Raw genomic sequence first — 26,365 nt, 5'->3', positions numbered from 1 at the left:
CCGCGTCGGCGAAGTTCGAACACCCTCCACAGCCGGACGACTCCGTACGGTAGTCATGAGGCCAGGGAGGAAACACCTTGGTCTTCAGTCTGATCCGTCGCCGCGCCTCCGCGCCCGCCGGTGTCGCATGCCCTCATTCGGCCGCCGCCGCGGCCCCCGCCCTCGCCTCGGTGCCGGGCGGGCCGGAGCGGGTGGACCGGCGGCAGGCGGAGGAGTTCGTCCGGCAGTTCCACGACGAGTACCCCGGCGCGGGGGCCGTCGACGCCCGGGTCCGTGAGGTGCGGGCCGAGATCGCCCGCACCGGCACCTACGAGCACACGCCCGAGGAGCTGTCCTTCGGCGCCCGGGTCGCCTGGCGCAACGCGGCCCGCTGCATCGGCCGGCTCTACTGGAACAGCCTCGTCGTGCGGGACCTGCGCGGGGTGTCGTCCGCCGACGGGATCGCCGCCGCCTGCGCCGAGCACCTGGCGCTGGCGGGCAACGGAGGGCGGATCCGCCCGGTCCTCACCGTCTTCGCCCCGGACCGGCCGGGCCGCCCCGCGCCCCGGATCGTCAACGACCAGCTGGTCCGGTACGCCGGTCACCGCACCCCGGCCGGCCGCTGGGTCGGCGATCCGCGCGCGGCGGCGACCACGGCCGTCGCCCGCGAGCTGGGCTGGAAGCGGGAGGAGGAGCCGTTCCAGGTGCTGCCGCTGATGGTGCGGGAGCGGCCCGACGCCCGCCCCGAGTGGTACGAACTGCCGGACGGCGCCGTCCACGAGGTGGCGCTGCGCCATCCCGAGCACGCGTGGTTCGCCGGGCTGGGGCTGCGCTGGTACGCGGTGCCGGCGATCAGCGACATGGTCCTGGAGATCGGCGGGGTGCGGTATCCGGCGGCGCCGTTCAACGGCTGGTACATGGGCACCGAGATAGGCGCCCGGAATCTCGCGGACGCGGACCGGTACGACCTGCTGCCGCTGGTCGCGGAGAAGCTGGGGCTGGACCGCTCGTCGGAGCGGACGCTCTGGCGGGACCGTGCCCTGGTGGAGCTGAACGTGGCGGTCCTGCACTCCTTCCAGGAGGACGGGGTGACGATGGCGGACCACCACACCGAGTCCGAGCGTTTCCTGCGCCACATCGCGCGGGAGCGGCGGCACGGCCGGCCGACCCCGGCCGACTGGAGCTGGATCGTCCCGCCCCTGTCGGGCTCGGCCACGCCGGTCTTCCACCGCTACTACGACCCGGTCGACCCGGCCCTGCGCCCGGCGTTCGTCCCCCGGCAGGGGTAGGCGGACCGGGCGGCAGGAGACCGCGTCGCCCGGTCCGCACCCACCGCCGGGACCCGTGGCGCCGGGACCCGTGGCGCCGGGACCCGTGGCGCCGGGACCCGTGGCGCCGGGGCCCGTGGCGCCGGGGTCAGTACCGTCGGCCGCCCGTGCGGTTCCCGCGCCCGCCCCGGCGGGGCCGCCGGCCCTGGCGGGGGTCGGCGGGGTCCATGGCGCCACCGGCCGCCTCCGGGGAGGAGAACAGCACGGGGACGGCCGGGCCCGAGGCGGCGGGGACGGCGGGGGTCGCCGTGCGCGGCTCCGGCACCCGCTCCGGGCCGCGGGTCTCCGCCGGGCTCGTGGCGCGCGCCACGATCCGGGCGTGGGTGATCAGCGGGGCGCATGCCTCGCAGATCTCGGCGAGGGTCCACACCTCGCCGACGGCGGGGTTGTGGATGAGGACGAGGAGGGTCCGGCCGGAGCAGAGCGCCCGGGCCTGGTGGTGGCGGCAGCCGGCTCCCCCGCAGGCGCACGCGGCGTTCGGGCGCGGGGTCGCCAGGCGGGCGTGCGCCCGCACGTGCTCGGCGGCGAAGGCGCGCAGCGCGCGCACGTCCTTGGAGCGGTCCGGCATACGGCAGCCCGCGGTGGTGCAGCTGACCCGCGCCGAGTGGTCGTGGTGGCCGGTGAGACGAATCGTCCAGGTCCTGCCTGGCACACGGGATCCGAGTGGCATGCTCAACGCGCACAAGTCCGTTCGGGAGAGGAGGCGTTCGGTCTCTGTTTACCCCGAAGTCCGGGCTTCGACGCGTCGCCGGGGGCGTGTCAGCCGGTGTCGTCGTCCTTCTTGTCGCCCGGACGGAGCGCCGCGGCGACGAGGACCGCCGCCCAGATGCCGAGCGGGGTCACCGGCCAGTAGAAGTCGAGTTCGCCGTCGCGCAGGCAGTTCACGCCCCAGATGGCGGACATGACGACGAGACCGCCGAGCCAGTAGCGCCATTCGGCGTACCACTCGGCGAGCTCCTTGCGCTCGCGCTCCTCGGGAGTGGGCCGGGGCGCGGGCAGGTCGGCGGTGAGGACGGCGAGTTCGTCCGCGGTGCGGGCGGCGAGGGCGGCCCCGACGCGCTCGGCGTGCTCGTTCGCGTCGAGCCGTCCCTCGGTCAGGGCGACGGCGAGGAGGGCGACGACGGCGTCGCGCTCCCGGTCGGAGACGCGCACGCCGGGGACGGCGTCCTTCTTCCGGATCGGGTCGGCGGGCTTCCGCATCGGGTCGACGTGGTGGTCGGGCCGTTCTTCCATGTGCTCCCCCATTCGTTAGAATACGAACGTATCCTAAAACCTGGAGCGTGACGATGCCGAGGACGGTCGACCGGTCGGAACAGCGCCGGCGGATCGGCGAGGCCCTGCTGCGCCTCGCGGGCGAGGAGGGTCTCGGCCAGGTGAGCGTGCGGACCGTGGCGGCCGCGAGCGGCCGCTCCCCCGGCGCGGTCCAGAAGTACTTCCGCTCCAAGGAGGACCTGCTGCTCTTCGCCTCGAAACTCTCCGGAGAGCGGATCGAGGCCCGGCTGCGGACGGTCGACCCGGCCCTGCCGCTGCGGCGGGCGCTGCGCGCGCTGGTGTGCGCCACCCTGCCGCTCGACGAGGAACGGCGCGCCGAGGCGACCGCGCAGCTGGCCTTCGCGGTGCACGCGGCCCACCACCCGCGCCTGGCCGAGGTCCGCCACCACGTCGACCGGGAGGTGCGCGACGCGCTCGCCCGGCGCCTCGACGCCGCCGGCACCCCCGCGCCGACGGCCACCGCCGACGCCCTCATCGCCGTCTCCGACGGCCTCGCCCTGCGGATGCTCTACGCCCCCGGGGAGGCGGACGCCCTGCTGACCGCCCTCGACCGGGCCATCGAGGCCCTCACACCCCCGGGCTGACGCCCCGGCACCCCGACGCTCTGTCACGATGGGGCGGTGAGCGAGACGGTGGGCGAAGACGCCGGCGGCACGGCGCGGCGCCGGCGGCGGGACCCGGAGTGGACGTACGCGACGCTGGTGGACGCGCTGCTCCAGCTGGTCGCCGAGAGCGGGCGCGAGCCGACGCGCAAGGCGATCGCGGCGCGGGCCGGGGTGTCCGAGCGGACCGTCTTCGTGCACTTCGCCGATCGCGAGGCGCTCTACGTCGCCGCCGCGCGGCGCCAGGCGGAGCGGTGGCGCGCGCACGCCGAACCGGTGCCGCCGGGGTGGCCGACGGCCCGCAAGGCGGCGGCGCTGCTGGCCCAGCGGGAGCGGATGTACGAGGTGATGACCCCGATCCGCCGGATCGGCCTCGGCCTGGAACCCGACTCCCCCGGGCTGCGCGAGGTGATGACGGCGGGCGACGCGTGGTTCCGCGCGGACCTCGCGGAGGTGTTCGCCCCCGAACTGGCCCCGGTGCCGGACGCCGACGCCCCCGGCGGACTCCTGGACGCCCTCGACGCCGCCGCCTCCTGGGCGGCCTGGGACCACCTGCGCTCCCGCCGCGGCCTCGACGCGACCGCCACCCGCACCGCGCTCACCCGCACGCTGCGCGCGCTGCTCGACGCGCCGGTGCCCGACGGCACGGACTGATCCACCGGACGGAGACCACCCCCGGACGCCCCGCCCGAGGCGCCCGGGCCCTTCGCGTGCCGCCGACCCCTTGACGCGTATTGCAGTCGGACTGCAATAGTGGGCGCCCGACCAGGAAGGGTGCGTACGGCATGACTCCGATCGACCGGCGCGGCTTCGTCGCGGCCACCATGGGCGCCGCGGCAGCCGCCGTCTCCCTCAACCCGCAGACCGCCCAGGCCGTACCGGCCGCCCCCGCCCCCGCCGGAGGGGGCGGGCACCGCCCCGGGACGACGCCGACGCCCACCCGGACCGACGGGTTGCCGTACGACGACGAGGCCGACTTCGCGGACGCCGACCGCGGCTTCGTCGCCGCCTTCACCGGCGGCCCCGTCACCACCGCCGCCGGACGGACCGCCTGGGACCCGGCCGCGTACGACTTCGTGCGCGAGGCCGAGGCGGAGGGCCGGACGCCCGCCACCGTGGACCCCAGCCTGTGGCGCCAGGCCCGGCTCCTGTCCCGGCAGGGGCTGTACCGGGTCACCGAGCGGATCTACCAGGTCAGGGGCCTGGACCTGTCGAACATGACCCTCGTCGAGGGCGACACCGGCGTCATCGTCATCGACCCGCTGATCTCCGCCGAGACCGCCGCCGCCGCGCTCGCGCTCTACCGCGAGCACCGCGGCGACCGCCCGGTCCGGGCCATGATCTACACCCACCCGCACGTCGACCACTTCGGCGGCTGCCGGGGCGTCCTGCCGGACGGCGCCGGCGACGTGCCCGTCCTCGCCCCCCAGGGGTTCATGGAGCACGCCGTCAGCGAGAACGTCCACGTCGGCACCGCGATGGCCCGCCGCGCCTCCTACATGTACGGCTCCACCCTCCCCAGGAACGCCGCCGCCCAGGTCGGCTGCGGGCTCGGCCTGACCGTCTCCCTCGGCACCGTCGGACTGATCCCCCCGACCCGGTCCATCGCGGCGACCGGCGAGGAGGTGACCCTCGACGGCGTGCGGATCCGGTTCCAGATGACGCCGGGCACCGAGGCCCAGGAGGAGATGAACTTCCTCTTCCCCGACCTGCGCGCGGTCTGCATGGCCGAGAACGCCACCCACACCATGCACAACGTCCTCACCCTGCGCGGCGCCCAGGTCCGCGACGCGCACGCCTGGGCCGGCTACCTCACCGAGTCCATCGGGCTCTACACCGGCACCGCCGACGTCGCCTTCGCCTCCCACCACTGGCCCACCTGGGGCAACGACGCCATCGTCGGACTCCTCACCCACCAGCGGGACCTCTACGGCTACCTGCACGACCAGACCGTCCGTCTCATCAACCAGGGCCTCACCGGCACCGAGATCGCCGAGACCTTCCGGCTCCCGCCCGCGCTGGAAGGCGTCTGGGCGAACCGCGGCTACTACGGCTCGCTCAGCCACAACGTCAAGGCCGTGTACCAGCGCTACATGGGCTGGTTCGACGGGAACCCCGCCCACCTGTGGCAGCACCCGCCGGCCGAGGAGGCGCGCCGGTGGGTCGAGACCCTCGGCGGGCAGGCCGCCGTCCGGGCCCGCGCCCGGCACTACGCCGACCGCGGCGACCTCCGCTTCGCCGTCACCCTGCTCAACCACGCGGTCTTCGACGACCCGCGGAACGAACGCTCCCGGCGGCAGCTGGCCGGGCTCTACACCCGCCTGGGCCGGGCCGTCGAGAACGCCGTCTGGCGCAACTTCTACCTGACCGCCGCCCAGGAGCTGCTGCACGGCGTCACCCCGCACGCCACCGCCTCCCTCGGCCCCGACATGTACCTGGCACTCACCGTCGGGCAGATCGTCGACAGCATGGCCGTCCGGGTCGACGGCCCCCGGGCGTGGTCGCTGCGGATCCTCGTCGACTGGCACGTCGACGGCACCTACTGGCACCTGCGGCTCGTCAACGGCCTGCTGACCTGGACGAGCGGCGAGCGGCCCGCGCCGGACGCGGAGCTGACCATGACGATGACCCGGCCCCAGCTCCTGCGGCTCCTCGCCGGCCAGGGCACCACCGGGATCGCCATGACCGGCGACCGCGCCCTGCTGCCCGCGCTCCTCGGGGTGCTGGACACCCCCCGGGGGGACTTCCCGGTCGTCACCCCGTGACCCGGCGCCGTACCGGCCCGGCTCAGAGGGAGGCGAGCAGCCCGTCGAGCGGGGCCGGTACGCGGGCGAGGTCCAGGCCCTCGACGAGGATCCGGCCGTAGCGGATCTTCCGCCCCGAGGTCGTGCCGAGGAAGCGGCGCATCCGCAGCAGGGGGCTCCGGTCGCGCTGGGCGGGCTGGTTCAGGAAGGTGCGCAGGGCCCGCCCCTCGCCCTGGGCGTGGACCAGCTCGCCGACCCGGTCCACGCCGAGGGCGCGGATCAGCTCGTCCTCCAGGTCGGCGACGCAGACGAAGAAGGCGTCCGGGTCGGCGCCCGCGGCGGCCAGACCGCGGGTGTAGTGGGCGCGCTCGGCGTCGTCGCAGAGGCCGGTGAGACGCAGGCCGAGCCCGGGCGGTCCGAGGAGCCGGGCGTGTCGGGCGGCGTTGGTGACGCCGTTCATGGAGAGCGCGCAGACGCCCTCGGCGGCCAGGTCGCGGCCGCGCCGGGCGGCCAGCGCCTCCACGGCCGCGACGTCGCTGCGCCCTTCGAGGAGCACCACGGTGCGGACGGGCAGGCGCGCGGCGAGCTCGCGCGCGGTGTCGCCGGATCCGCCGGCCGCCCACGCGGCGACGGCGGTCCGGAAGGCGTCCATGTCGGTCATGGGAGGAGTCTGGGCGCCGGCCGGCCGGGACGGTACCGGTTTTCCGCCGCCGCGCGCGACCGGGTCAGTAGCGCAGGGCGGAGGCGACCGAGGGGGTCACGGTGCCGGAGAGCTTGTGGGTGCTGCGGGCGGTGCCCTCGCCGGGCTTGCCGGCGGGCACGTCCGAGAGGGTGACGACGACCGCGTCGACCAGCTTGCCGTCACCGTCCTTGAACTGCACCTGGACCGCGAAGGACCGCGTGGAGTCGTCCGTGTTCCGCACGGTGAGCGGGACGGTGGTGCGGCCGTCGGCGTCGGTGGCCGGGTCGCCGAGCGTCACCTCGTCCTTGGCGTCGATCCCGTCCTTGATCTCCGCCATCTGCTGCTCGGCCTTGTCGGCCGCCCGGGAGGCGGCCTCGGAGACGCCCTCGGCGGCGGAGGCGACGGCGGAGGCGGCCTCGCTGACCGCTCCCGACACGGGGTTGTCGCCGTCGTCGGAGCAGCCCGCCGTGCCCATCAGGACGGCTCCCGCCAGCAGGCCGCCGGCGGCGCCCCGTACCCAGCGTGCGGTCATCTCGTGGTCTCCCTCGGCTCACACGTGCGCGTCGGCCCCAGTCAACGGCAGCGCCGGACGCTCCGCATCCCGGGACCGGCGTTCGGCGGGCGCGTCCGGCGGGCGGCTTCGCCGGGGCGTTCAGCGGGGGCCGACGGCGATGACGGCGATGTCGTCGGCGAGGTGGTGGGTCCAGTCGCGGACGTCGTCGTCGAGGTGGCGGACCAGCGCGTCGGGGGTGCGCGGGCCGGCGGCGGAGAGCCGCTCGGCCACGGGGTAGAACTCGCCGGTGGAGTTCCGGGCCTCGCTGAGGCCGTCGGTGTGGGTGAGCAGGGTGGCGCCGGGGTCGAGGGCGACCCGGTGGGACCGTACGGCTCCGGCGGCGTCGAGCAGCCCGAAGCCGAGCGGGAGCACGGCGGGGACGTGCAGCTCGCGGGCGCCCCCGGGGCCGACCTCCAGCGGAGCGAGGTGACCGCAGTTCACGGCGTGCAGGTCCCGGGAGGGGCCGGCGTGCTGGAGGAGGAGGGCGGTGGCGAAGAGCTCCTCGTCGCCGCGGGCCAGGGCGGCCCGCCTGACCTGCCGGTCCAGGCAGGCGGCGACCTCGCCGAGGTCCTCCGTCTCGTGGGCCTGGCTGCGGAAGCAGCCCAGGAGGTCGGTGACGGTCTGGACGGCCTGGAGGCCCTTGCCGCGCACGTCGCCGATGAGGATGCGGGTGCCGTAGGGGGTGTCGAGGGCTTCCAGGAAGTCGCCGCCGATGGCGGTGCCGGCGGTGGCGGGCCGGTACAGCCCGGCGAGCCGGAGGGCTCCCAGCCGGGACGGTATGGGGTGGAGGACGGCGCACTGGAGGGCGGTGGCGGTCTCCCGGGTCCGGGTCAGCCGCTCGGTCTGTTCGCGGCGCGACCAGGCGACGGCTCCGGCGGCGGCGCCGACCGCGAGCGCGACGACCACGCTCATGGGCTGGCTGGTGTCGGCGTCCACCATCACGTACTGGAGGACCGAGGCGGCGGTCACGGCGAGGGCGACGACGGGCCGGCCGAGGGCGAACGCGGCGACCGCGACCACGACCGTGCCGACCCACAGCAGTTCGCGGGCCTCGGTCGGCAGCGGCATGGGGTCGAGGGCCGAGGTGTAGGGCAGGGCCTGGGCGGCGGCCGTGCCGACGAGGATGGCCGAGGGCAGCAGCGCCGCGTTCACGCCCAGGTGCGGGCGGGGGACGGCGGCGAGGAACCGGGCCATCTGCGGGGCGGTGGCCAGCATGGTGCCGAAGCCGATGAGGGTGACGACCGCGAAGCCGCCGGCGAGGGCGTGCGAGCCGTGGTCGAGCAGGGCGTGCAGCAGGGCCATCCCGAGGGCGGCGAGCGGCAGCCCGAGGGAGGCTCCGGCCAGCGGGGAGACGGCCCGGTACCGGATCAGCAGACAGGCGGCCGCGCCGCCGACGCCGAAGGCGGAGAGCACGAGGGCCGCGATCCCGGTGGAAAGGCCGACGGAGGAGACGAGCGACGGTACGGCGATGGTGAGGACGACCTGGGTGAAGCCGAGGGCGAGGCCCGCGACGAGCGCCCCGGTCCACACCGCGCCGGGCACCTGCTCGGAGCGGCCGCGCTCGGGGGCGCGCCGCAGGGCCCGGAGCCGGGCGGCGGCACAGGCGAGCACGGCGGCGGTCAGCAGGGCGCCGACGCGGAGGTCCTGCCAGCCCCAGAGCGGGGCGAGCTGGAGGGCGGCCGCCAGGGCGACGGCGCAGAGGACCCGGCAGGCCGTGCGGACGGCGTCGGGCAGCGCCTCCCGGGTGAGCGCCCCGGTCTCGGGGAGCAGCCGGCGGACGATCACCAGGGCGGCGCCGGCCGCGAGGGCCATGAGGGCGGCGGTGACGCGCCAGCCGGTGAGGACGGCGGCGTGCGGGGCGAGGTTGACCGCGAGCACGAAGCCGGCGGACATGGCGGCGAGCCAGCCGCCCATGATCCGGCGGATCCGGCCGGGCATGGAGACGGTGGTCATGAAGGCCAGGCAGGAGACGAAGACGGCGGCGAGGGACACGGCCACCAGGATCCGGCCGAGGACGTACGTGGCGGGGTCGAAGGAGACGGCGAGCGCGAGCGAGCCGAGGCAGAGCGCCGTCAGGGAGGCGGAGAGGGTGGCCCGACGCCCTCTGACGTCACCGGCCCGCCCGGTGGCCGCGAGGACCCCGATGGCCAGGCAGGCGCCGGCGACCTGGGCGACGGCGTTGTCCTCGGCGCTGACACCGAGATCGGTGTGGACGAGGGGGGCGACGGCCGCGTTCATGGCGGGTGCGACCACGTACAGGGCGGCGACCAGGGCCAGGACCAGCCCGATCACTCGTGGGGAGACGGCGTGACCGCCTCCCGGCGCCGGTGCGGCACCCGCCCCGAGCGGCGTGGTGGTGCCGGTCATCGACAGGACCTCCTCGTGTTCCCCCGTGGACTTCCCCCCACGATGGTCCCAACGAAGAGGTAGGAACATATAGGGACAAAAGACCTTAAAGTCCTATCAATGACCTGCTTCCCTCAGGGCGGGCAGCAGGGTCGTACGGGCCCAGTCGAGGAACGGGCCCTGGTGGGCGCCGCCGATCTGGACGAGCGCGAGCTCGGTGAAGCCGGCCCGCCGGAAGGCGCCGGCGGCCTCGACCACTGCTTCGGGGTCGTCGCCGCAGGGGATCGCCTTCGCCACGTCCTCGGGGCCGACGTGCGCGGTGGCCTGGGCGAAGCCCGCCGGGAGCGGCAGCTCGGGGTTGACCCGCCAGCCGCCCAGGGCCCAGCGGAACTGTTCGTGGGCGCGGGCCACGGCGGCGTCCCGGTCGGTGTCGTAGCAGAGCGCGAGCTGGCCGATCCTCGGCTTCCCGGTGCCGCCGTGCCGGTCGAAGTCCTCGACGAGTTCCCGCCGGGGTTCGACGGCGACGAGGAGGTCGCCGAGGCGGCCGGCGAGCGCGCAGGAGCGCGGCCCCGAGGCGGCGATCCCGATCGGGGGCGGCCGGTCGGGCAGGTCCCAGAGGCGGGCGGCGGTCACGTCGAAGTGGCGCCCGTGGTGGGTCACGTACTCGCCGGTGAAGAGCGCGCGGATGATCCCGACGGCCTCGTCCAGGCGCTCCAGCCGGTCCCGGGCGGTGGGCCAGCCGGCCCCGGTGATGTGTTCGTTGAGGTTCTCGCCGGAGCCGAGGCCCAGCCGGAAGCGGCCCTCGGAGAGGAGCTGGAGGGTCGCCGCCTTCTGCGCGACGACGGCCGGGTGGTAGCGGAAGGTCGGGCAGGTCACGAAGGTCATCAGCGGGATGCGCGCGGTGGCCTGGGCGGCCGCCCCCAGCACGCTCCAGACGTACGGGGAGTGCCCCTGGGCGTCGAGCCAGGGGAAGGAGTGGTCGGAGGCCACGGAGAAGTCGAAGCCGACCCGTTCCGCCTCGACGACGTGGTCGACCAGCTCACGCGGACCGGCCTGCTCGGTCATCATCGTGTAGCCGAAATGTGTCATGCGCGGCGCCTTGCCGGGCTCGTCCCGCGTAAACGGAACGGGAGCGACCGCCCGTGTGCGGGGACGTGCGCACCGGGTGACCGCCGGGCCGTCCCTCCGGTCTCCACCGGAGGGCGCGCGGACGGCCGCCGTCGACCCGTTCGGGTGGCGGCCCGCTACTCCTGGAGGGGCACCGCCGCGGCCGTGACCGGGCCGACGACGGTGAGGGGTATGCGGACGTTCTCGCAGAAGCGGCGGACGCGGGAGAGGACGCTCAGCGAGGCGGGTGAGGGGTCGGCGGTCGACAGCTGGACCCGGACGAGCCGGGGCCGGTGGGCGAGGGCCAGTGCCTCGGCCTCCAGGTCGGCCGCGGACCGGCTGGCGAGGGCGAGGTCGCCCGGGAGCGACAGGTGCAGGACGCCCTCTTCGAAGGCGTGGCCGATGAGCATGGCCGCCTCCTTCCGTCGTACGCCGTCCCACCGCCCGGAGGCGGTGGGACGGACGGTTTCCGTCAAGGCGTTGTGCCGGGCACGCTGGCACCAGGCTGGCAGACGCGGACCGTGTCCGCACCCGCACCGCCCGCAGCCACCGGATCGACGGAGGGGACGAACCCGCTGGTGGGAGCGGTGGAAAGCCCCGCGGTTCAGTGGGACAAGGTGGCCTCCGGCCCGGTCCTGCCGGGGCGGGGGGCGGCGCCGGAACCACTGCCGGTCGCGCCGCCGGAACCGTCACCGGAGCCGTCACCGGACTCGTCGCCGGACTCGTCGAGGAAGCCGCCCGACTGGTGCCGCCACAGCTTCGCGTAGGCCCCCTCCGCGGCGAGCAGTTCGCGGTGACTGCCCTGCTCGACGATCCGCCCCCGGTCGAGGACGACGAGCCGGTCCATCCCGGCGACGGTGGAGAGCCGGTGGGCGACGACGAGCGCCGTCCGGCCCTCCATCAGCCGCCAGAGCGCGTCCTGGACGAGGAGTTCGCTCTCGGAGTCGAGGGCGCTGGTCGCCTCGTCGAGGAGGAGGATCGGCGCGTCGCGCAGGATCGCCCGGGCGAGCGCGACCCGCTGCCGCTGCCCGCCGGACAGCTTCACCCCGCGCTCGCCGACCAGGGTGTCGAAGCCCTCGGGCAGCGCGTCGGCGAACTCCGTGACGTGGGCCGCCTCGGCGGCCCTGCGGACCTCGGCCTCGGTCGCCCCGGGCCGGGCGAAGGCGATGTTCTCCCTGAGCGTGCGGTGGAACATCGCGGGATCCTGCGGCACGGAGGCGATGAGGCCGCGCAGGTCCGACTGGCGCATCCGGCTGATGTCCTGACCGCCGATCAGGATCCGCCCCGCGTCGACGTCGGTCATCCGCAGCAGCAGCCGGGTGAGGGTCGTCTTGCCGCCGCCGGAGCGGCCGACGAAGCCGACCTTGGTGCCGCCGGGCACGTCCAGGTCGAGCCCTTCGAAGAGGGGCTTCGCGCCCTTGTGGGCGAAGTTCACCCGCTCGAAGCGGACCTCGCCCGACCGGCCCCGCAGGGGTTCGGGGGCGGGCGGGTCGACGACGGTCGGCGGGTCCAGGAGGAGCTCGGTGAACTGGGCGGCCTCCGTCATGGAGCTCTCCAGACGCCGGTAGATCTGGTTGAACTCGAACATGATCCGGGTGGCGTTGGCGTAGTACGTGAAGGCCACGATGATCCCCTCCACGCCCCGCTCCCCCGCGCCGAGCGTCAGCGCGAGCACCAGCCCGATCACGTTGGTGACGACCGAGAGGGGCGCGACGAGGGTGTCGATCCGCAGGTTGCCGTAGTCCCAGGAGCGCAGGGTGATCCGGCGCGACTCGGCGACCCGGGCGCGGTGTTCGGCGGCCTCCCGCTCCTCGGCGGCGAAGGAGCGGACGCTGTCCATGTTGGTGAGCACGTCGGCGACGTGCCCCGACACCCGGGCGATGGCCTGCTCGCGGTCGGCGACGATGGCCTGGCGGCGGCGGACGAGCGGGAAGACGCAGCCGCCGGTGAGCGCGATCATCACCAGGAGACCGACGACGAGCAGCGGGTCGTACTGCCAGAGGACCACCGAGGCGAAGAGCAGCGGCACGAGGCTGCCCATGACCTGGAAGGTCAGGGTGTCGACGAAGTCCTCGAAGCGGCCGGCGAAGCTGATGACCCGCTTGGTGAGGGAGCCGGCGAAGTTGTCGTGGAAGAACGCCGCGTCCTTGGCGAGGAGTTCGTCCATGCCGACCACGTAGAGGTGCTCGATGCCCCGGGCGTCGAGCCGGTTGAGGCAGTGGTATCCGACCCGCCAGAGCGCCTCGCCGAGCAGCAGGACGGCGGCGAACCCGAGGGCGTAGGGCAGGACCGAGTCGAGGGTGACGGGGCCGCCGTCGGCGACCCGGCCGACGAGTTTGGCGACCACCAGGGGGGCGAGGTACTGGATTCCGATGTTGCCGAGAGCCGGCAGCAGCAGCGCGGGCACGGCCACCCGCCGGAGCCGCGCCATCTCTCCTCCGTAATGGCGGAGCGCGAGGCGGACCGAGCCCTTGCCCGGTCCGCCGCCGCGTTGTTCTGACGTTCCCATCACGACCTTCCGTCGTCATTCCGACACGTACGGTGACGGAGTGTGGCGGAGGGCGGCCGCGCCGGTCCACGGGTTTTCCCGGCGGCCCGCGCGGCGGCCCGGTCCGGGGGGCGTACGGCTCAGCGGCGCAGCGCGGCGGTGAAGGCGGCGAGTTCGCGCACGACCCGCTCCGGGTCCTCCCAGTACACGACGTGCCCGGCGCCCTCGTGGACGAGGAGGCGGGAGTCGGGGATCGCGTCGAGGATCAGCTGCTGGTCCGAACGGGTGAGCAGCGGGTCCCGGTCGCCCCAGACGACGAGGGTGGGGACGAGGATGCCGGTGAGCGTGGCCGCGAGGTCCGTCTCCAGGAGGCCGCTCAGGACCTCGCGCCAGACGCGGGCCGGCGCCTTCAGGCTCTCGTCGACGACGGTCTCCAGGAAGCCGGGCGCCACCCGGCCCACCACCAGCCCGCGGACGAACTCGGCGGCGAACGCCCGGTCCACGGGGTCCTCCAGCGCCCGCACGGTCTCCCGGACCGCGGCGACCCCGGGCTTGTCGGCGAGCAGGGCCGGGACGCCGAGCAGCACGAGTCCGGCGACCCGGTCGGGCCGCCGGCCGGCGACGATCCGGGCCTGGACGCCGCCGCTCGAACCGCCGACGAGGACGGCCCGCTCGACGCCGAGGTGGTCGAGGAAGGCGACGAGGTCGTCGGCGAAGTCCTCCGGGAGGTAGCCCTCCTCCGGTTTGCCGGCGTCGCCGTGGCCGCGCTGGGTGGGCGCGTAGGCGTGCATCACGTTCGGCATGGCCCGCAGCATCGGCTCGAAGGTCCACCAGGAGTCGGCGTACCCGTGGACGAGGACGAGCGGCGGTCCGCCCCCGGGCCGCCCGGTCTCCGCGTACGGGAGCGTGGGGCGCCCGCCACCGAGGACAGCGTGGTGCACGGCGACGCCGGCCATCGCCACCTCCTGCTCGCTCGCCCTTTCCCGAACCGCGGACTTTCCCAGCGTAGGGAGGCCGATCCGGCGGCTCAACAGGAACGCCCCGGCAGGGAGGCGGCGGCCGTTCCGGTGAATTCCGCGCGACCCGACCCTGCGTGTTCGCGTGGCCACGAGCACCCCGGTGCGCGACCATACGGACGCGCCGTCGTGAGAATCCCGGCCGGCGGCTGGAAAGAACACGCACACAGGAAGAAGGCCGTACGTGACCGGCAGCGAGAGCGAGAACCCGGCAATTCCCGCCCCCAGCCCCAAGGACACCCACCCCCGGACCAATCGGGACTGGTGGCCGAACCAGCTGGACCTCTCCGTGCTCCATCGGAACGATCCGCAGGCCGACCCCCTTGACCAGGGCTTCGACTACGCGAAGGAGTTCGCGTCCCTCGACGTCGAGGAGCTGAGGCGGGACGTCATCGCGCTGATGACGGATTCGCAGGAATGGTGGCCGGCGGACTACGGCCATTACGGTCCGCTCTTCATCCGGATGAGCTGGCACGCGGCCGGCACCTACCGCATCGCCGACGGCCGAGGCGGCGGTGGGAGTGGCGCGCAGCGATTCGCGCCGCTGAACAGCTGGCCGGACAACGCGAGCCTGGACAAGGCACGCCGCCTTCTCTGGCCGGTCAAGCAGAAGTACGGACAGAAGATCTCCTGGGCCGATCTTCTGGTTTTCGCCGGAAACTGCGCGATGGAATCCATGGGATTCGAGACCTTCGGTTTCGGATTCGGCCGCGAGGACATCTGGGAGCCCGAGGAGATCTTCTGGGGACCGGAGGACACCTGGCTCGGCGACGAGCGCTACAGCGGCGACCGGGAGCTGAAGGGCCCGCTCGGCGCCGTCCAGATGGGCCTGATCTACGTCAACCCCGAGGGCCCGAACGGCAACCCCGACCCGCTGGCAGCCGCCCGCGACATCCGCGAGACCTTCGCCCGGATGGCGATGGACGACGAGGAGACCGTCGCGCTCATCGTCGGCGGCCACACCTTCGGCAAGTGCCACGGCGCCGTGGACCCCGAGTACATCGGGCCGGAGCCGGAGGCCGCCCCGGTCGAACAGCAGGGCATCGGCTGGAAGAACACCTACGGCAGCGGCTCCGGCGCCGACTCCCTCACCAGCGGTCTGGAGGGAGCCTGGACCAACCACCCGACCACGTGGGACAACGGCTTCCTCGACAACCTCTTCCGGTACGAGTGGGAGCTGACCACCAGCCCCGCCGGCGCCCGGCAGTGGAAGCCCACCGACCCGGCCGCGCGGGACACCGTCCCGGACGCGCACGACCCGTCGAAGCGGCACGCGCCGATCATGCTGACGACCGACCTGTCGCTGCGCACGGACCCGGTGTACGGCCCGATCGCCCGCCGCTACCACGAGAACCCCGAACTGCTGGCGGAGGCGTACGCCAAGGCCTGGTACAAGCTCCTCCACCGCGACATGGGCCCGCTGTCCCGGTACCTCGGCCCGTGGATCCCGGCGCCGCAGCTCTGGCAGGACCCGGTGCCGCCGGTCGACCACGACCTCGTCTCCGACGAGGACATCGCCGCCCTCAAGGAGCGGATCCTCTCCTCCGGCCTGAGCGTGCCCCAGCTGGCCACCACCGCGTGGGCCTCTGCGGCGAGCTTCCGCGGCACGGACAAGCGCGGCGGCGCCAACGGCGCGCGGCTCCGGCTCGCGCCCCAGAAGGACTGGGAGGTCAACGACCTGCCCGAGATCGCCGAGGCGCTGCGGACCCTGGACACGATCCGGGAGGAGTTCGCCGCCGGGCGGAGCGACGGCACCCGGATCTCCCTGGCCGACCTGATCGTGCTGGGCGGCTGCGCGGCCGTCGAGAAGGCCGCGCGGGACGCCGGACACGCGGTGACCGTGCCGTTCGCCCCCGGCCGCACGGACGCCACCCAGGAGCAGACGGACGTGGAGTCCTTCGCGGTCCTCGAACCGCGCGCCGACGGCTTCCGCAACTACCTGCGCCCGGGCGAGAAGCTCTCCCCCGAGACGCTGCTGCTCGACCGGGCCAGCATGCTCACGCTCACCGCGCCGGAGATGACGGTGCTGGTCGGCGGCATGCGGGCGCTCGGCACCGGACACGGCGGGGTCCGCCACGGCGTCCTCACCGACCGCCCCGGCACCCTGACCAACGACTTCTTCGTCAACCTGCTGGACATGGGGACGGAGTGGAAGGCCTCGGAGCGGGACGAGAACGTCTACGAGGGCCGGGACCGGGCCACCGGTGAGGTCAAGTGGACGGGCACGGCCGTGGACCTGGTCTTCGGCTCCCACGCCCAGCTGCGGGCGCTGTCGGAGGTGTACGCCGCGAAGGACGCGGGCGAGAAGTTCGTCCGCGACTTCACCGCCGCCTGGTCGAAGGTGATGAAGCTGGACCGCTTCGACCTGCGCTGACGGTCCGCACGCGCGAACACGCCGACGCCCGGACGGTCGTGCTGCGGCCGTCCGGGCGCCGGGGTCGTACGGTGCGGGAACGCGCCCGCGGGGTGGCGGGGCGTCAGGTGGAGATCTCGGGGAGCAGGCCGGTGGCGGGCGCGGCCAGGTCGGTGAGCTGGTGGAGCTGGCGGATTTCGCCGACCCGGCTCAGTCCGCCGAGCTGCTCGCCGACGCCGGGGTAGGCGGCACTGGCCTCCTCCGGCATTCCGGTGGTGGCGAGGGCGTCCAGTTCGGCGATCGGGCTGATCGGCGGTCCGAGCGGGCCGGCGGGCGCGGCGACGGCCTGGGAGGCGGCGCCGCCGAGGCAGGTGAACGCGGCGGCGACGGCGAGGACCGAGGAGATGCGTCGGGATGAGGTCACACCCTCACAACGGAACGTCCCGCCGGGGGACACGCGACCGGCCCCCCTCGTCCTCCGAACGGGCCACGTCCGCCCCGGGCGGGCGCTGTAGGCTGTGCGCTCGCGCGTTCGTGGATCACGCGCCCGAACCGGGGCCGACCCGCACCGCAGAGCGGAGGGCAAGTGACCGAGCTCGTCCGCGGGACACCCGGACTCGTGCGGGCGGTGAACGACCGCGCCGCCCTGCACCTCCTGCTCCGTCAGGGACCGCTCACCCGCCCCGAGATCAGCCGCCTCACCGGCCTCTCCAAGCCCACCGCCTCCCAGGTCCTCGCCCGGCTCGAAGGCGCCGGACTCGTGGTCGGCAACGGACTGCGGACCGGCCTGCCGGGCCGGGTCCCGGAGACGTACCGGGTCAACCCGGCGGCGGCCTACGCGACGGCCGTCGACGTGACGCCGGAGCGGATCGCGGTGCGGACCGCGGACGTCACCGGCACGGTGCTCGGCGAGAGCGAGGCACCCGTGCCCGCGGGAGCGGACCGGGAGGCGCTGGTGGCGGCGCTGCGCACGGCGCTCGGCCGGGTCCCGGCGCCGGAGCGGCCGAAGCGGGTCGTGGTCGGCGTGCAGGGCGCGCTGGACCCGACGACCGGCCGGCTCGCCTACGCCAGCGAGGAGGACATGGCGGCCTGGCTCTTCCCCGACGTGGAGCGGACGCTGGGCGAGGCCCTCGGCCTTCCCGTCCGGATCGAGAACGACGTGAACCTCGCCGCCGTCGCCGAGCGCGCCCACGCGGCGGCCGACTGCCCGGACTTCGTCCTGCTCTGGGCGGACGAGGGCCTCGGGGCGGCCCTGGTCATCGGCGGCCGCCTCCACCGGGGCCACTTCGGCGGCGCCGGCGAGGTCGGCTACCTCCCCCTGCCCGGCGCGCCCACCGCCCGGGAGGCCGGCGACCACTACGGCCGCCACGGCTACCAGGAACTGGCGGGCGGCGACGCGGTCAGGGACCTGCTGCACGCCCACGGGGTGCCGGGCGCCGACTTCGCGGAGACGGTGGCCGAGGCGGCACGGCGGGCCGGGGCGACGCCCGGGAACGAGGCGGAGGCGGTACGCCGGGCGGGAGCGACGTCCGGGAACGAGGCGGAGGCGGCGCGGGCGGGGCTCGCGGCGGTGGCGGCGAGGCTCGCCGCCGGACTGGCCTCGATCGTGACCGTCGTCGACCCGGGCCTCGTCGTCCTCGCGGGCCGGCTCTGCGCGGCGGGGGGCGAGCCGCTGCGCGCGCTGGTCGAGCGCGAACTGCGGGTGCTCGCCCACTCCCGGGCCCGGATCCGGCTCTCGGCCGTGACGGGCAACCCGGTGCTCGCCGGGGCGCTGGACCTGGCGCTGGCGGCGGCCCGTGAGGAGGTCTTCGGCGGACCCCCGCCGCTGGGTCCGCCGTCGACACCGGGCTTCTGAAGCGCCCTTGACCTTCCGTCAATTGCCGCGGGAGAACCACCCCTTGCGCTCGGGCGGGGCGGGAACCTGCCAGGGATTCGCCGGGGAGCCGTCCCCGAACAGCGGGCGCGTGCGCGGCTGGACGCGCTTGAGACGGGCGCGCCACGGCCCGTCCGCCATCTCGAACTGGACGACGAGGGGCCCTTCGGTGAGCGGCACGGTCTCGCGCCGCTTGCCGATCTCGTTGACGACGTTCTCGTCCTCCGGAAGGGCGGCGTGGTCGTCGTGGCCGGCCAGCTCGAAGACGTTGACGATGAGGTTGCTGTCGCCCCGGTAGTGGATCGCCAGATCGGCGACCCCACCGGTGTGCAGCAGCACGTCGGGCCCCTGGAACTGCGCCTCCTCCTCGGAGAGGCGCCGGGCGGCCGCCAGCGGCGAGACCTCCACCCTCCAGTGCCCCTCGGCCTCCAGGCGGAGCCGCAGGGTGCCGTGGGAGGGGACGGTGGCGAGGACGCGGCCGAAGTAGTGGTCCTCGGTGCTGTTGACGAGGTTCTCCTTCTCCTTGTTGCGCCGGTCGAGGACCCCGAGCCCGGTGTACCCCGCCTCCGGCACCTCCAGCTGCACGACGACGGGCCCCGGCGGCAGCCCCTCCACCGTGATCACCTCGTTGTCCCGCCCGGTCTGCGTGTACGGCGCGAAGACGGGCCCGTACGCCCACACCTCGTCACCGGCCGGACCGGCGGCCACGGGGACGGGAGCGGCCGGATGCGGCGGGGGTACGGGAGCGGGAACCGCGATCGGTACCGGTGCGGGCGCGGGCGGCGGCGCGAAAGCGGGCGCGGGGGCGAGGGCCGGGGCGGGGGCCGGGGCGGGAACCGGGAAGGCGGGCGGTAGCGGCGCCACCGGCGCCTGCGGCACCGCACCGGCTCCGGTTCCGGCCGCGGCTCCGGATCCGGCTCCGGCGACGTCGACGCCGTGGTCGGTGGCCAGGCCCGCCAGGCCCTCGGCCCAGCCCTGGCCGACGGCCCGGAACTTCCAGCCGCCGGCCCGCCGGTAGAGCTCGGCGAGGACCATCGCGGTCTCCCCCGCCGCGTCCGTGACGTCGTAGTGGGCGACCGGCGTGCCGTCGGGCGCGAAGGCCGCCACGCCGAGTCCGGGCACGTCCCGCAGGGTGCCCCGGTCCGTGGAGCCGACGACGAGGACGCGGGCGACGTCCGGCTCCAGCGTCGGCAGCGCGAGCTCCAGCCAGTCGGTGCCGTCCTCGGCCCGGGCGAGGCGCACGGCGCCGTTCGGGTGCGCGGGCTGCCCGTGGAAGACCACGTCGGCGTCGCCCCGGACGAGCCCCCGCTCGGTGAGGAGGAGCGCCATCGCGTCCATCGCCCGTCCGCGTACGGCGATCCGCAACGGCACCGAGGGCACGAAGCCGTTGCCCCCCTTGGTCAGCACAGTCATCCCGCTCGAACCCTTCCTCGTATCCCCACCCGCTCGAACAGGAAGATCCTCCGCGACGCGGGGCCCGCCGACAAGTGCCGCCCCCGCACCCGCCCGGCGCGTACGCGGAAGGAGCCCGCTCCCATGAGTGCCGCGGCCGGGGCAGGGCACTCGCGGGGGTACGGCGACGGTTCCGTCCGGTCGCCCGAGGAGGTGACGACGTGGTGCACGACACGATCGAGGTCGACGCGCCGCTGCGGCGGGTGTACGACCAGTGGACGCAGTTCGAGGAGTTCCCGCGCTTCATGCACGGCGTGGTGGCGGTGGAGCAGACCGACGAACGGCATGTGCGCTGGCGGACGGGGATCGCAGGGGTCCGGCGGGAGTTCGAGACCGAGATCGTCGACCAGCTGCCGGACGAGCGGATCGCCTGGCGGACCGTGGACGGCGGGATCCGGCATCGGGGTGTCGTCACCTTCGAGCCGGTCGACGACCGCCACACGCGCGTGCGGCTGACGATGGAGATCGAGCCGGAGGGGATGGCGGAGCGCGCGGCCGCCGCGCTGGGCATCGTGTCGAGCCGGGTCTCCGGCGACCTCCGCCGGTTCAAGGACTTCGTGGAGGACCGCCACGCGGCGACCGGAGCCTGGCGCGGACGTCTCCGCCCGGAGGGAGCGCGCCGTTCGCCGGAGCGGCCACCGGGCACCGTACGTCCTTCTCCCCCTTCCCCACTTCCCTCGCCGGACGCGCCGCAGCCGCTGCCGCCCGACACCCGAAAGGACTCGTCATGATCCCCCTCCTGCTCATCCTCCTGCTGATCCTGGTGCTCTTCGGCGCCGGCTTCGCCGTCGAGGTCCTCTGGTACATCGCCCTGGCGGTGCTGATCCTGTGGGTGCTCGGCTTCTTCTTCCGCGGCTCGGGTTCGCGGTGGTACCGCTGGTGACCCGCCCGCCGTCGCCCTCCCCCGAGTGGGTAGTTTGATTTTCAACTACCCTTCGGGGGAAGATGGGTCCCACGCCCGCCGCACGCGCGGGTCCATCGTGAAGGAGCGGACAGTGAGCGACGGCGCCGTGGCGGCATCGGCCGGGCAGCGGATCTTCCTCGACAAGCAGACCCCCGACGCCTACAAGGCGTTCACACGGGCCGCGCAGACGGTCCGGACCGCCGCCGACGACGCCGGGCTCGACCGGATCCTGGTCGAGCTGGTCAACCTCCGCGTCTCGCAGCTCAACGGCTGCGCCTACTGCCTCGACACCCACACCCGCGCCGCCCTCCGCGCCGGCGAGACCCCCCGCAGGCTCGGCGTGCTCGCCGCCTGGCGGGACACCGAGGTCTTCACCCCCCGCGAGCGGGCCGCGCTCGCCCTCGCCGAGGCCACCACCCACCCGGCGGAGGCCGACGCGCAGGACCGGGCCTACGCCGAGGCCCGCGAGGTCCTGGACGACGCCGAACTCTCCGCCGTCGTCTGGGTGGCCATCACCATCAACGCCTTCAACCGCGTGTCCATCCTCAGCAAGCACCCGGTACGACCGGCCTGATCGCCGCACGGACCTCGCGGCACGGGCCGGGAACCCGTCGCCCGCCCCCTGCCGCAGGAGGGCGAGGGCGCGCCCGTCACGCGGCGCGGGCGCCGGAGGAGGGACGCGGCTCCGGCCGGACCGCCGGGACCTCGCGACAGAGGATCCCGGCACCGACGGGCCCGACGCGGGGCGCCTCCCGGCGGCGGTGACGGCGGTGGTGCCGACCCGGATCGGTCGAACGGACGACCGGACGCGGGCGGGTAAAGTCGTGCGGTCACCCCACCCGCCAGGCCGTCGCGGCCGCCCCACGGGTTCCCGCCCGACGTCCTTCCGCGACCTCCCGCCCCCTCGTACGACAGGTCCGCCTTCCTTGCCTACCGCCGTCGCTCCCGACTCCGACTCCGACTCCGCCCCCTCCCCCGCCTCTCCGGCCGCGGCCCGGCTCCGCGCGCTGAGGCCCGACTGGACGCGTGACCCGCGGGTGTGGCGTACCGAGGTGCTGGCGGGGCTCGTCGTCGCGCTGGCGCTGATCCCGGAGGCCATCGCCTTCTCCGTGATCGCCGGCGTCGACCCGGCGCTCGGGCTCTTCGCGTCGTTCACGATGGCCGTCACCACCGCGATCGTCGGCGGCCGGCGGGCGATGATCTCGGCCGCCACCGGGGCCGTGGCGCTCGTCATCGCGCCGGTGAACCGGGAGCACGGCGTCCCGTTCCTGATCGCCACGGTCGTCCTCGCCGGCGTCTTCCAGATCGTGCTGGGGATCGTGGGCGTGGCGAAGCTGATGCGGTACGTCCCGCGTCCGGTGCTGATCGGCTCGGTGAACTCGCTCGCCGCCCTGGTCTTCCTCGCCCAGCTGCCCGAGACCCGGAACGTCCCGGTGAGCGTGTACGGGCTGATCGCGGCCGGGATCCTCCTGCTCGTGCTCTTCCCGAAGGTGACGACACTGGTGCCTGCGCCACTGGTCACGATCGCCGTCCTGACCCTGGTCACGGTGGCCGCCGGGATCGCCGTGCCGACGGTCGGCGACCGGGGCGCGCTGCCGTCGGCGCTGCCCGTGCCGGGCCTGCCCGACGTGCCGTTCACCCTCGGCACGCTGACGACCATCGCCCCGTACGCCTTCGCCGTCGCCCTCGTCGGGCTGGTGGAGTCGCTCCTCACGGCGAAGCTGGTCGACGACCTCACCGACACGCCGTCGAGCAAGCGGCGCGAGTCGATCGGGCAGGGCGTCGCGAACGTCGTCACGGGCCTGTTCGGCGGGATGGGCGGCTGCGCCGTGATCGGCCAGACGATGATGAACGTGAAGGTGGCGGGCGCCAGGACCCGCCTCTCCACCTTCCTCGCCGGCGTGTTCCTGATGGTCCTGTGCGTGGTCCTCGGGCCGGTCGTCTCGCAGATCCCCATGGCCGCGCTGGTGGCGGTCATGGTCATCGTGTCGGTCGCGGCCTTCGACTGGGAGTCGGTCGCCCCGCGCACCCTGCGGCGGACCCCCGTCGGGGAGACCGTCGTCATGCTGGTCACGCTGGCGTGCGTCCTGGTCTCCCACAACCTCGCCCTCGGCGTGGTCATCGGCTCGATCACCGCCGCCCTGGTCTTCGCCCGGCGGGTGGCCCGGCGCACGGACGTCACCTCGGTGACCGACCCCGACGGGACGACCGTCGTCCACCGGGTCTCCGGCGAACTGTTCTTCGCCTCGGCCGAGGCCTTCGCCGAACGCTTCGACCCCGCCGGCGACCCGGACCGGGTGGTGATCGACCTGTCCGCCGCGCGGGTCTCCGACGCGTCGGCCGTCGCGGCACTGGACGCGGTGGAGGCGGCGTACGCCCGCCACGGCAAGGCGGTCGAACTCACCGGCCTGGCCCCGGCCGACGCGGCACTGCGCAGCCGTCTGGGCGCCGCGACCGGCTGAGCCGCTTCTTCCGAACCAGGCCGCGAGGCCGGAGCGGTCCGGAAGGGACGGCGCCGGGCCTCCCCGGTGGACCGGGGCGGCCCGGCGCCCGGCGCGGCGCCGTGCTCCACGGGGCACGTCACGGCGGCGCGCCGGGGGAGTCGCCCCCCCCCGGCCACCGCCGTGACGTGCGCCGGTACGCCATACGTCGACAGTCGGCGGTCGGCAGGCGGCAGGCGGCAGGCGGCAGGCGGCAGGCGGGTCCTAGGAGACCGGAGCCCCCTCCTCCGGCAGGGACCGCTCCGCCACCCGGCGCAGATGGCGGGCGAAGACCTCGGCCGCGTCCGGGGTGAGGGTGCGCAGCGCGACCATCGCGGTGATCACCACGTCGCAGAGCTCCGCCTCGACGTCTCCCCAGGTGTGGCTGGTCCCCTTCCGGGGGTTCTGCCCGGTGGCCCCGATGACCGCCTGCGCCGCCTCCCCGACCTCCTCGGAGAGCTTGAGGACACGGAGCAGGATCTCCTGGCCCGGCGGCATCGGCTGATGAGCCGCGAGCCAGTCGTGGAGGCGGGTGACGGTGGTCCAGGCGTCTTCGTCGCTCATGCCCCGCAGCCTGCCAGGTTTCCGGGCCGCGGGGCCGCGTCCACGAGCGCCCGCGGCGTACGGGGGCCGTCAGGAGGCGGGCAGGTCCGCCTCCGCCGGGAGGTCCTGGGGGTACCAGCGGAGCTCGACCGTGTTGCCGTCCGGGTCCTTCACGTAGACGGACTGGGCCGAACCGCGGGCACCCCAGCGCGGGACGGGGCCCTCGATGACGTCGAAGGTGCCGGAGGCTATGACCTCCTGCCAGTCGAGCGGGTCGACGACGAGACAGATGTGGTCCACGTTGGACTCGCCGCGGGGCCGGGAGAACAGGTCGATGACGGAGCCCTCGTCGATCCGCACGGACGGGAACGACACCTTCCCCGCCCGCCACTCCTCGACCCGCTCCGGCGCGAGGCCGAGCGGCCCGGTGTAGAAGGCGAGGGCGCGCTCGACGTCGGTGACGTTGAGGACGAGGTGGTCGAAGGCTTTCACGCGCATGCGGTGTCTCCCGTGGTTCCGTTCGGTGGTGCGGGCCGTACGGGAGCGGTGCCTGGTGGCGCGACGCGTCCCCGCGCCCGCCTGGTTGCCGTACGCGCGACCGTGATCGGCGGCCGGTCCGCACCTCCCCCGTGCAGCTAGTGCCTATCACGGCGAACCACCCGTCACCCACCCGTTTGCCGATGGTCGTCAGGTCGCCCGGCGGAGCCTCCGGTCACGATCCGCCGACGGCCCCCACCGCCCCCGACCTGCTCGTTCCCCTCCGTCGGAAGCCGTGCCCCCGCGACGGCCCCCGCGGTCGCGGCGGGTGCCGGTCACGGCCTTCCGTACGCGCCCCCGGAGGGGGAGCGCTCCCACCCGATCGCGGGACTGCCGGATTCCGACCGTGTCCGAAGTCTTGTCAGGTACTCGGCGACACCCCTATCGTCACCCGCCAGAAAGCGCTTTCTAGCGCTTCGGCCCAGGGACGGGACTCACGACGACACGTCCGCGCCGCCATGGAGCGGCGCGGACGCCAACGAAAGGGCAGGCGAGCATGGGACGACGTTCCCCCTCCACGCGACTCCAGGCGGCCATGGCCGCCATGGCGGTCGCGGCCGCCACCGGCGTGATCCTGACCATGCCGGAGGCCTCCGCCGCGGTCGCCGCCGGGGCGACCGGCTACGCGAGCCAGAACGGCGGGACCACCGGCGGCGCCGGCGGGCAGACCGTGCGGGCGACCACCGGCACCGAGATCCACGCGGCCCTCTGCGGGCGCGCCTCCAGCAGCACCCCGATCGTCATCCAGGTCGAGGGCACCATCAACCACGCCAACACCGCCAAGGTGTCCGGGGACAGCTGCAACACCGCCGCCGGGGTCATCGAACTCAAGCAGATCAGCAACGTCACGATCGTCGGCGTCGGCGCGGGCGCCGTCTTCGACCAGGTCGGCATCCACATCCGCGAGTCGAGCAACATCATCATCCAGAACGTCACCGTCAAGAACGTCAAGAAGTCCGGCTCGCCCACCTCCAACGGCGGCGACGCCATCGGCATGGAGAGCGACGTCCGCAACGTCTGGGTGGACCACACCACCCTGGAGGCGTCCGGCGGCGAGTCCGAGGGCTTCGACGGCCTGTTCGACATGAAGGACAACACACAGTACGTGACGCTCTCCTACAGCGTGCTGCGCAACTCCGGCCGCGGCGGCCTGATCGGCTCCAGCGAGACCGAGCTGAGCAACGGCTTCATCACCTACCACCACAACCTCTACGAGAACATCGACTCGCGCGCCCCGCTGCTGCGCGGCGGCACCGCCCACATGTACAACAACCACTACCACCAGCTGAACGAGTCGGGCATCAACTCCCGCGCCGGCGCCCGCGCCAAGGTGGAGAACAACTACTTCGAGGACTCCAAGGACGTCCTCGGCACCTTCTACACGGACGCGGCCGGCTACTGGCAGGTCGCCGGGAACGTCTTCGACAACGTGACCTGGTCCCCCGCCGGCACCGACTACAAGCCGGCGGGACCGAACCCGACCTCCAACACGACCGTGTCGATCCCGTACGGCTACACCCCCGACAGCGCCTCCTGCGTCCCGGACGTGGTGGCGCGCACGGCCGGCGCCGGCAAGGGCCTCCTGGTCTCGGACGGCTCCTGCACCCCGCAGACGCCCGAGCCGACGCCGACCGCGACCTCGACGCCCACCCCCACGCCCACTCCGACCCCGACCCCGACGGCCACCGCCACCACCGCCCCGCCGTCCGGCACCAACCTCAGCATCGGCGCCGGTGCGGACGGTTCCAGCAAGGCGGACGGGACCAGCTACGGCAACGTCCGCGACGGCAGCCTCACCACCTACTGGTCGCCGGCCGGCACCACCGGTTCGGTCTCGGTCAAGTGGGGCTCCCCGACGACGATCTCGTCGGTCCGCGTCCGCGAGGCCTCCGGGGCCGGCACCGTCACCGGCTGGCGCCTGCTGAACGCCGACACCGGAGCCGTCCTCTCCACCGGGAGCGCGGCCGGCACGGTCTCCTTCCCGGCGACCTCGCTGAGCAAGGTCACCTTCGAGATCACCAGCGCCACCGGCACCCCGCGCGTCGCCGAGTTCGAGACGTACGCGTAGGACGACGGGAAGGGCCCGGTCCCCCTCGCGCGAGGGGG

The 26,365-nt window shown here is 74.4% G+C and carries 24 protein-coding genes; 11 read left to right on the top strand and 13 right to left on the bottom strand.

Going from position 1 to position 26,365, the window contains the following annotated elements:
* Positions 1-77 precede the first annotated feature (77 nt).
* Complete coding sequence (locus ACFQ8C_RS20655) at positions 78-1,268, top strand: nitric oxide synthase oxygenase (RefSeq protein WP_383459429.1); 1,191 nt, start codon at positions 78-80, stop codon at positions 1,266-1,268.
* Positions 1,269-1,395: 127 nt separating this feature from the next.
* On the opposite strand, the gene ACFQ8C_RS20650 is transcribed toward ACFQ8C_RS20655, so the two are convergent.
* A complete protein-coding gene (locus tag ACFQ8C_RS20650) occupies positions 1,396-1,959 on the bottom strand; it encodes a hypothetical protein (protein ID WP_383459426.1) in 564 nt (187 codons plus the stop codon).
* 107 nt (positions 1,960-2,066) lie between these two features.
* Positions 2,067-2,540 (bottom strand): DUF1707 domain-containing protein, encoded by a 474-nt coding sequence (locus ACFQ8C_RS20645; protein ID WP_383459425.1) that lies wholly within the window; start codon positions 2,538-2,540, stop codon positions 2,067-2,069.
* Positions 2,541-2,593: 53 nt separating this feature from the next.
* On the opposite strand from ACFQ8C_RS20645, the gene ACFQ8C_RS20640 reads away from it, so the two are divergent.
* The 3 genes from ACFQ8C_RS20640 to ACFQ8C_RS20630 all read left to right on the top strand — a co-directional run bounded on the left by ACFQ8C_RS20640 (position 2,594) and on the right by ACFQ8C_RS20630 (position 5,946).
* Positions 2,594-3,163 (top strand): TetR/AcrR family transcriptional regulator, encoded by a 570-nt coding sequence (locus tag ACFQ8C_RS20640; protein ID WP_383459465.1) that lies wholly within the window; start codon positions 2,594-2,596, stop codon positions 3,161-3,163.
* Positions 3,164-3,199: 36 nt separating this feature from the next.
* Positions 3,200-3,835: a TetR/AcrR family transcriptional regulator gene (locus ACFQ8C_RS20635; protein ID WP_383459422.1), complete on the top strand. Its 636-nt coding sequence runs from the start codon at positions 3,200-3,202 to the stop codon at positions 3,833-3,835.
* A 131-nt stretch (positions 3,836-3,966) separates the two neighbouring features.
* The gene (locus ACFQ8C_RS20630) at positions 3,967-5,946 is read left to right on the top strand and encodes an alkyl/aryl-sulfatase (protein WP_383459420.1); all 1,980 of its coding nucleotides are present in this window, start codon (positions 3,967-3,969) and stop codon (positions 5,944-5,946) included.
* Between the two features lie 22 nt (positions 5,947-5,968).
* Here ACFQ8C_RS20630 and ACFQ8C_RS20625 read toward each other — a convergent pair whose 3' ends face one another.
* The 7 genes from ACFQ8C_RS20625 to ACFQ8C_RS20595 form a co-directional block, all read right to left on the bottom strand.
* On the bottom strand, positions 5,969-6,586 hold the full coding sequence (locus ACFQ8C_RS20625; RefSeq protein WP_383459417.1) for a TOPRIM nucleotidyl transferase/hydrolase domain-containing protein: 618 nt from the start codon (positions 6,584-6,586) through the stop codon (positions 5,969-5,971).
* Positions 6,587-6,650: 64 nt separating this feature from the next.
* Entirely contained in the window at positions 6,651-7,139 is a 489-nt protein-coding gene (locus tag ACFQ8C_RS20620) for a hypothetical protein (RefSeq protein WP_383459414.1), read from the bottom strand.
* A gap of 120 nt (positions 7,140-7,259) precedes the next feature.
* Positions 7,260-9,527 carry an MFS transporter gene (locus ACFQ8C_RS20615; protein WP_383459412.1) on the bottom strand — a complete coding sequence of 756 codons (2,268 nt, stop codon included), beginning with the start codon at positions 9,525-9,527 and terminating at the stop codon, positions 7,260-7,262.
* Positions 9,528-9,623: 96 nt separating this feature from the next.
* On the bottom strand, positions 9,624-10,595 hold the full coding sequence (locus ACFQ8C_RS20610; RefSeq protein ID WP_383459409.1) for a TIGR03557 family F420-dependent LLM class oxidoreductase: 972 nt from the start codon (positions 10,593-10,595) through the stop codon (positions 9,624-9,626).
* 155 nt (positions 10,596-10,750) lie between these two features.
* Positions 10,751-11,023 carry a hypothetical protein gene (locus tag ACFQ8C_RS20605; protein WP_383459406.1) on the bottom strand — a complete coding sequence of 91 codons (273 nt, stop codon included), beginning with the start codon at positions 11,021-11,023 and terminating at the stop codon, positions 10,751-10,753.
* Between the two features lie 194 nt (positions 11,024-11,217).
* Positions 11,218-13,122, bottom strand: a complete 1,905-nt coding sequence (locus ACFQ8C_RS20600; RefSeq protein ID WP_383459404.1) for an ABC transporter ATP-binding protein — start codon at positions 13,120-13,122, stop codon at positions 11,218-11,220.
* A gap of 119 nt (positions 13,123-13,241) precedes the next feature.
* Positions 13,242-14,057: an alpha/beta fold hydrolase gene (locus ACFQ8C_RS20595; RefSeq protein WP_383459401.1), complete on the bottom strand. Its 816-nt coding sequence runs from the start codon at positions 14,055-14,057 to the stop codon at positions 13,242-13,244.
* Between the two features lie 244 nt (positions 14,058-14,301).
* Between ACFQ8C_RS20595 and katG the strand changes: the two genes are divergently transcribed.
* The gene (katG, locus tag ACFQ8C_RS20590) at positions 14,302-16,491 is read left to right on the top strand and encodes a catalase/peroxidase HPI (protein ID WP_383459398.1); all 2,190 of its coding nucleotides are present in this window, start codon (positions 14,302-14,304) and stop codon (positions 16,489-16,491) included.
* A 103-nt stretch (positions 16,492-16,594) separates the two neighbouring features.
* On the opposite strand, the gene ACFQ8C_RS20585 is transcribed toward katG, so the two are convergent.
* On the bottom strand, positions 16,595-16,894 hold the full coding sequence (locus tag ACFQ8C_RS20585) for a hypothetical protein (RefSeq protein ID WP_383459397.1): 300 nt from the start codon (positions 16,892-16,894) through the stop codon (positions 16,595-16,597).
* Between the two features lie 162 nt (positions 16,895-17,056).
* On the opposite strand from ACFQ8C_RS20585, the gene ACFQ8C_RS20580 reads away from it, so the two are divergent.
* Positions 17,057-18,325, top strand: a complete 1,269-nt coding sequence (locus tag ACFQ8C_RS20580) for an ROK family transcriptional regulator (protein WP_383459394.1) — start codon at positions 17,057-17,059, stop codon at positions 18,323-18,325.
* A gap of 18 nt (positions 18,326-18,343) precedes the next feature.
* On the opposite strand, the gene ACFQ8C_RS20575 is transcribed toward ACFQ8C_RS20580, so the two are convergent.
* The gene (locus ACFQ8C_RS20575; protein WP_383459393.1) at positions 18,344-19,756 is read right to left on the bottom strand and encodes a TerD family protein; all 1,413 of its coding nucleotides are present in this window, start codon (positions 19,754-19,756) and stop codon (positions 18,344-18,346) included.
* A gap of 200 nt (positions 19,757-19,956) precedes the next feature.
* On the opposite strand from ACFQ8C_RS20575, the gene ACFQ8C_RS20570 reads away from it, so the two are divergent.
* The 4 genes from ACFQ8C_RS20570 to ACFQ8C_RS20555 all read left to right on the top strand — a co-directional run bounded on the left by ACFQ8C_RS20570 (position 19,957) and on the right by ACFQ8C_RS20555 (position 23,161).
* On the top strand, positions 19,957-20,526 hold the full coding sequence (locus ACFQ8C_RS20570) for an SRPBCC family protein (RefSeq protein ID WP_383459391.1): 570 nt from the start codon (positions 19,957-19,959) through the stop codon (positions 20,524-20,526).
* Complete coding sequence (locus ACFQ8C_RS20565) at positions 20,523-20,678, top strand: hydrophobic protein (protein ID WP_383459388.1); 156 nt, start codon at positions 20,523-20,525, stop codon at positions 20,676-20,678. The genes ACFQ8C_RS20570 and ACFQ8C_RS20565 overlap by 4 nt, the downstream gene beginning before the upstream one ends.
* 112 nt (positions 20,679-20,790) lie before the next feature.
* Positions 20,791-21,273 (top strand): carboxymuconolactone decarboxylase family protein, encoded by a 483-nt coding sequence (locus ACFQ8C_RS20560; protein WP_383459385.1) that lies wholly within the window; start codon positions 20,791-20,793, stop codon positions 21,271-21,273.
* A gap of 433 nt (positions 21,274-21,706) precedes the next feature.
* A complete protein-coding gene (locus tag ACFQ8C_RS20555; RefSeq protein WP_383459463.1) occupies positions 21,707-23,161 on the top strand; it encodes a SulP family inorganic anion transporter in 1,455 nt (484 codons plus the stop codon).
* A gap of 243 nt (positions 23,162-23,404) precedes the next feature.
* Here the strand turns inward: ACFQ8C_RS20555 and ACFQ8C_RS20550 are convergent, their stop codons facing one another.
* The gene (locus tag ACFQ8C_RS20550) at positions 23,405-23,743 is read right to left on the bottom strand and encodes a MazG-like family protein (RefSeq protein WP_383459382.1); all 339 of its coding nucleotides are present in this window, start codon (positions 23,741-23,743) and stop codon (positions 23,405-23,407) included.
* Positions 23,744-23,812: 69 nt separating this feature from the next.
* On the bottom strand, positions 23,813-24,220 hold the full coding sequence (locus ACFQ8C_RS20545; protein WP_383459379.1) for a VOC family protein: 408 nt from the start codon (positions 24,218-24,220) through the stop codon (positions 23,813-23,815).
* 535 nt (positions 24,221-24,755) lie between these two features.
* Here ACFQ8C_RS20545 and ACFQ8C_RS20540 point away from each other — a divergent pair.
* Entirely contained in the window at positions 24,756-26,327 is a 1,572-nt protein-coding gene (locus ACFQ8C_RS20540; RefSeq protein ID WP_383459376.1) for a polysaccharide lyase family 1 protein, read from the top strand.
* The last annotated feature ends 38 nt before the right edge of the window (positions 26,328-26,365 follow it).

Source organism: Streptomyces sp. NPDC056503 (assembly GCF_042794995.1).
In the GTDB taxonomy this organism is placed as follows: Bacteria; Actinomycetota; Actinomycetes; order Streptomycetales; family Streptomycetaceae; genus Streptomyces.
This window is presented reverse-complemented; position numbering and strand designations above follow the sequence as displayed.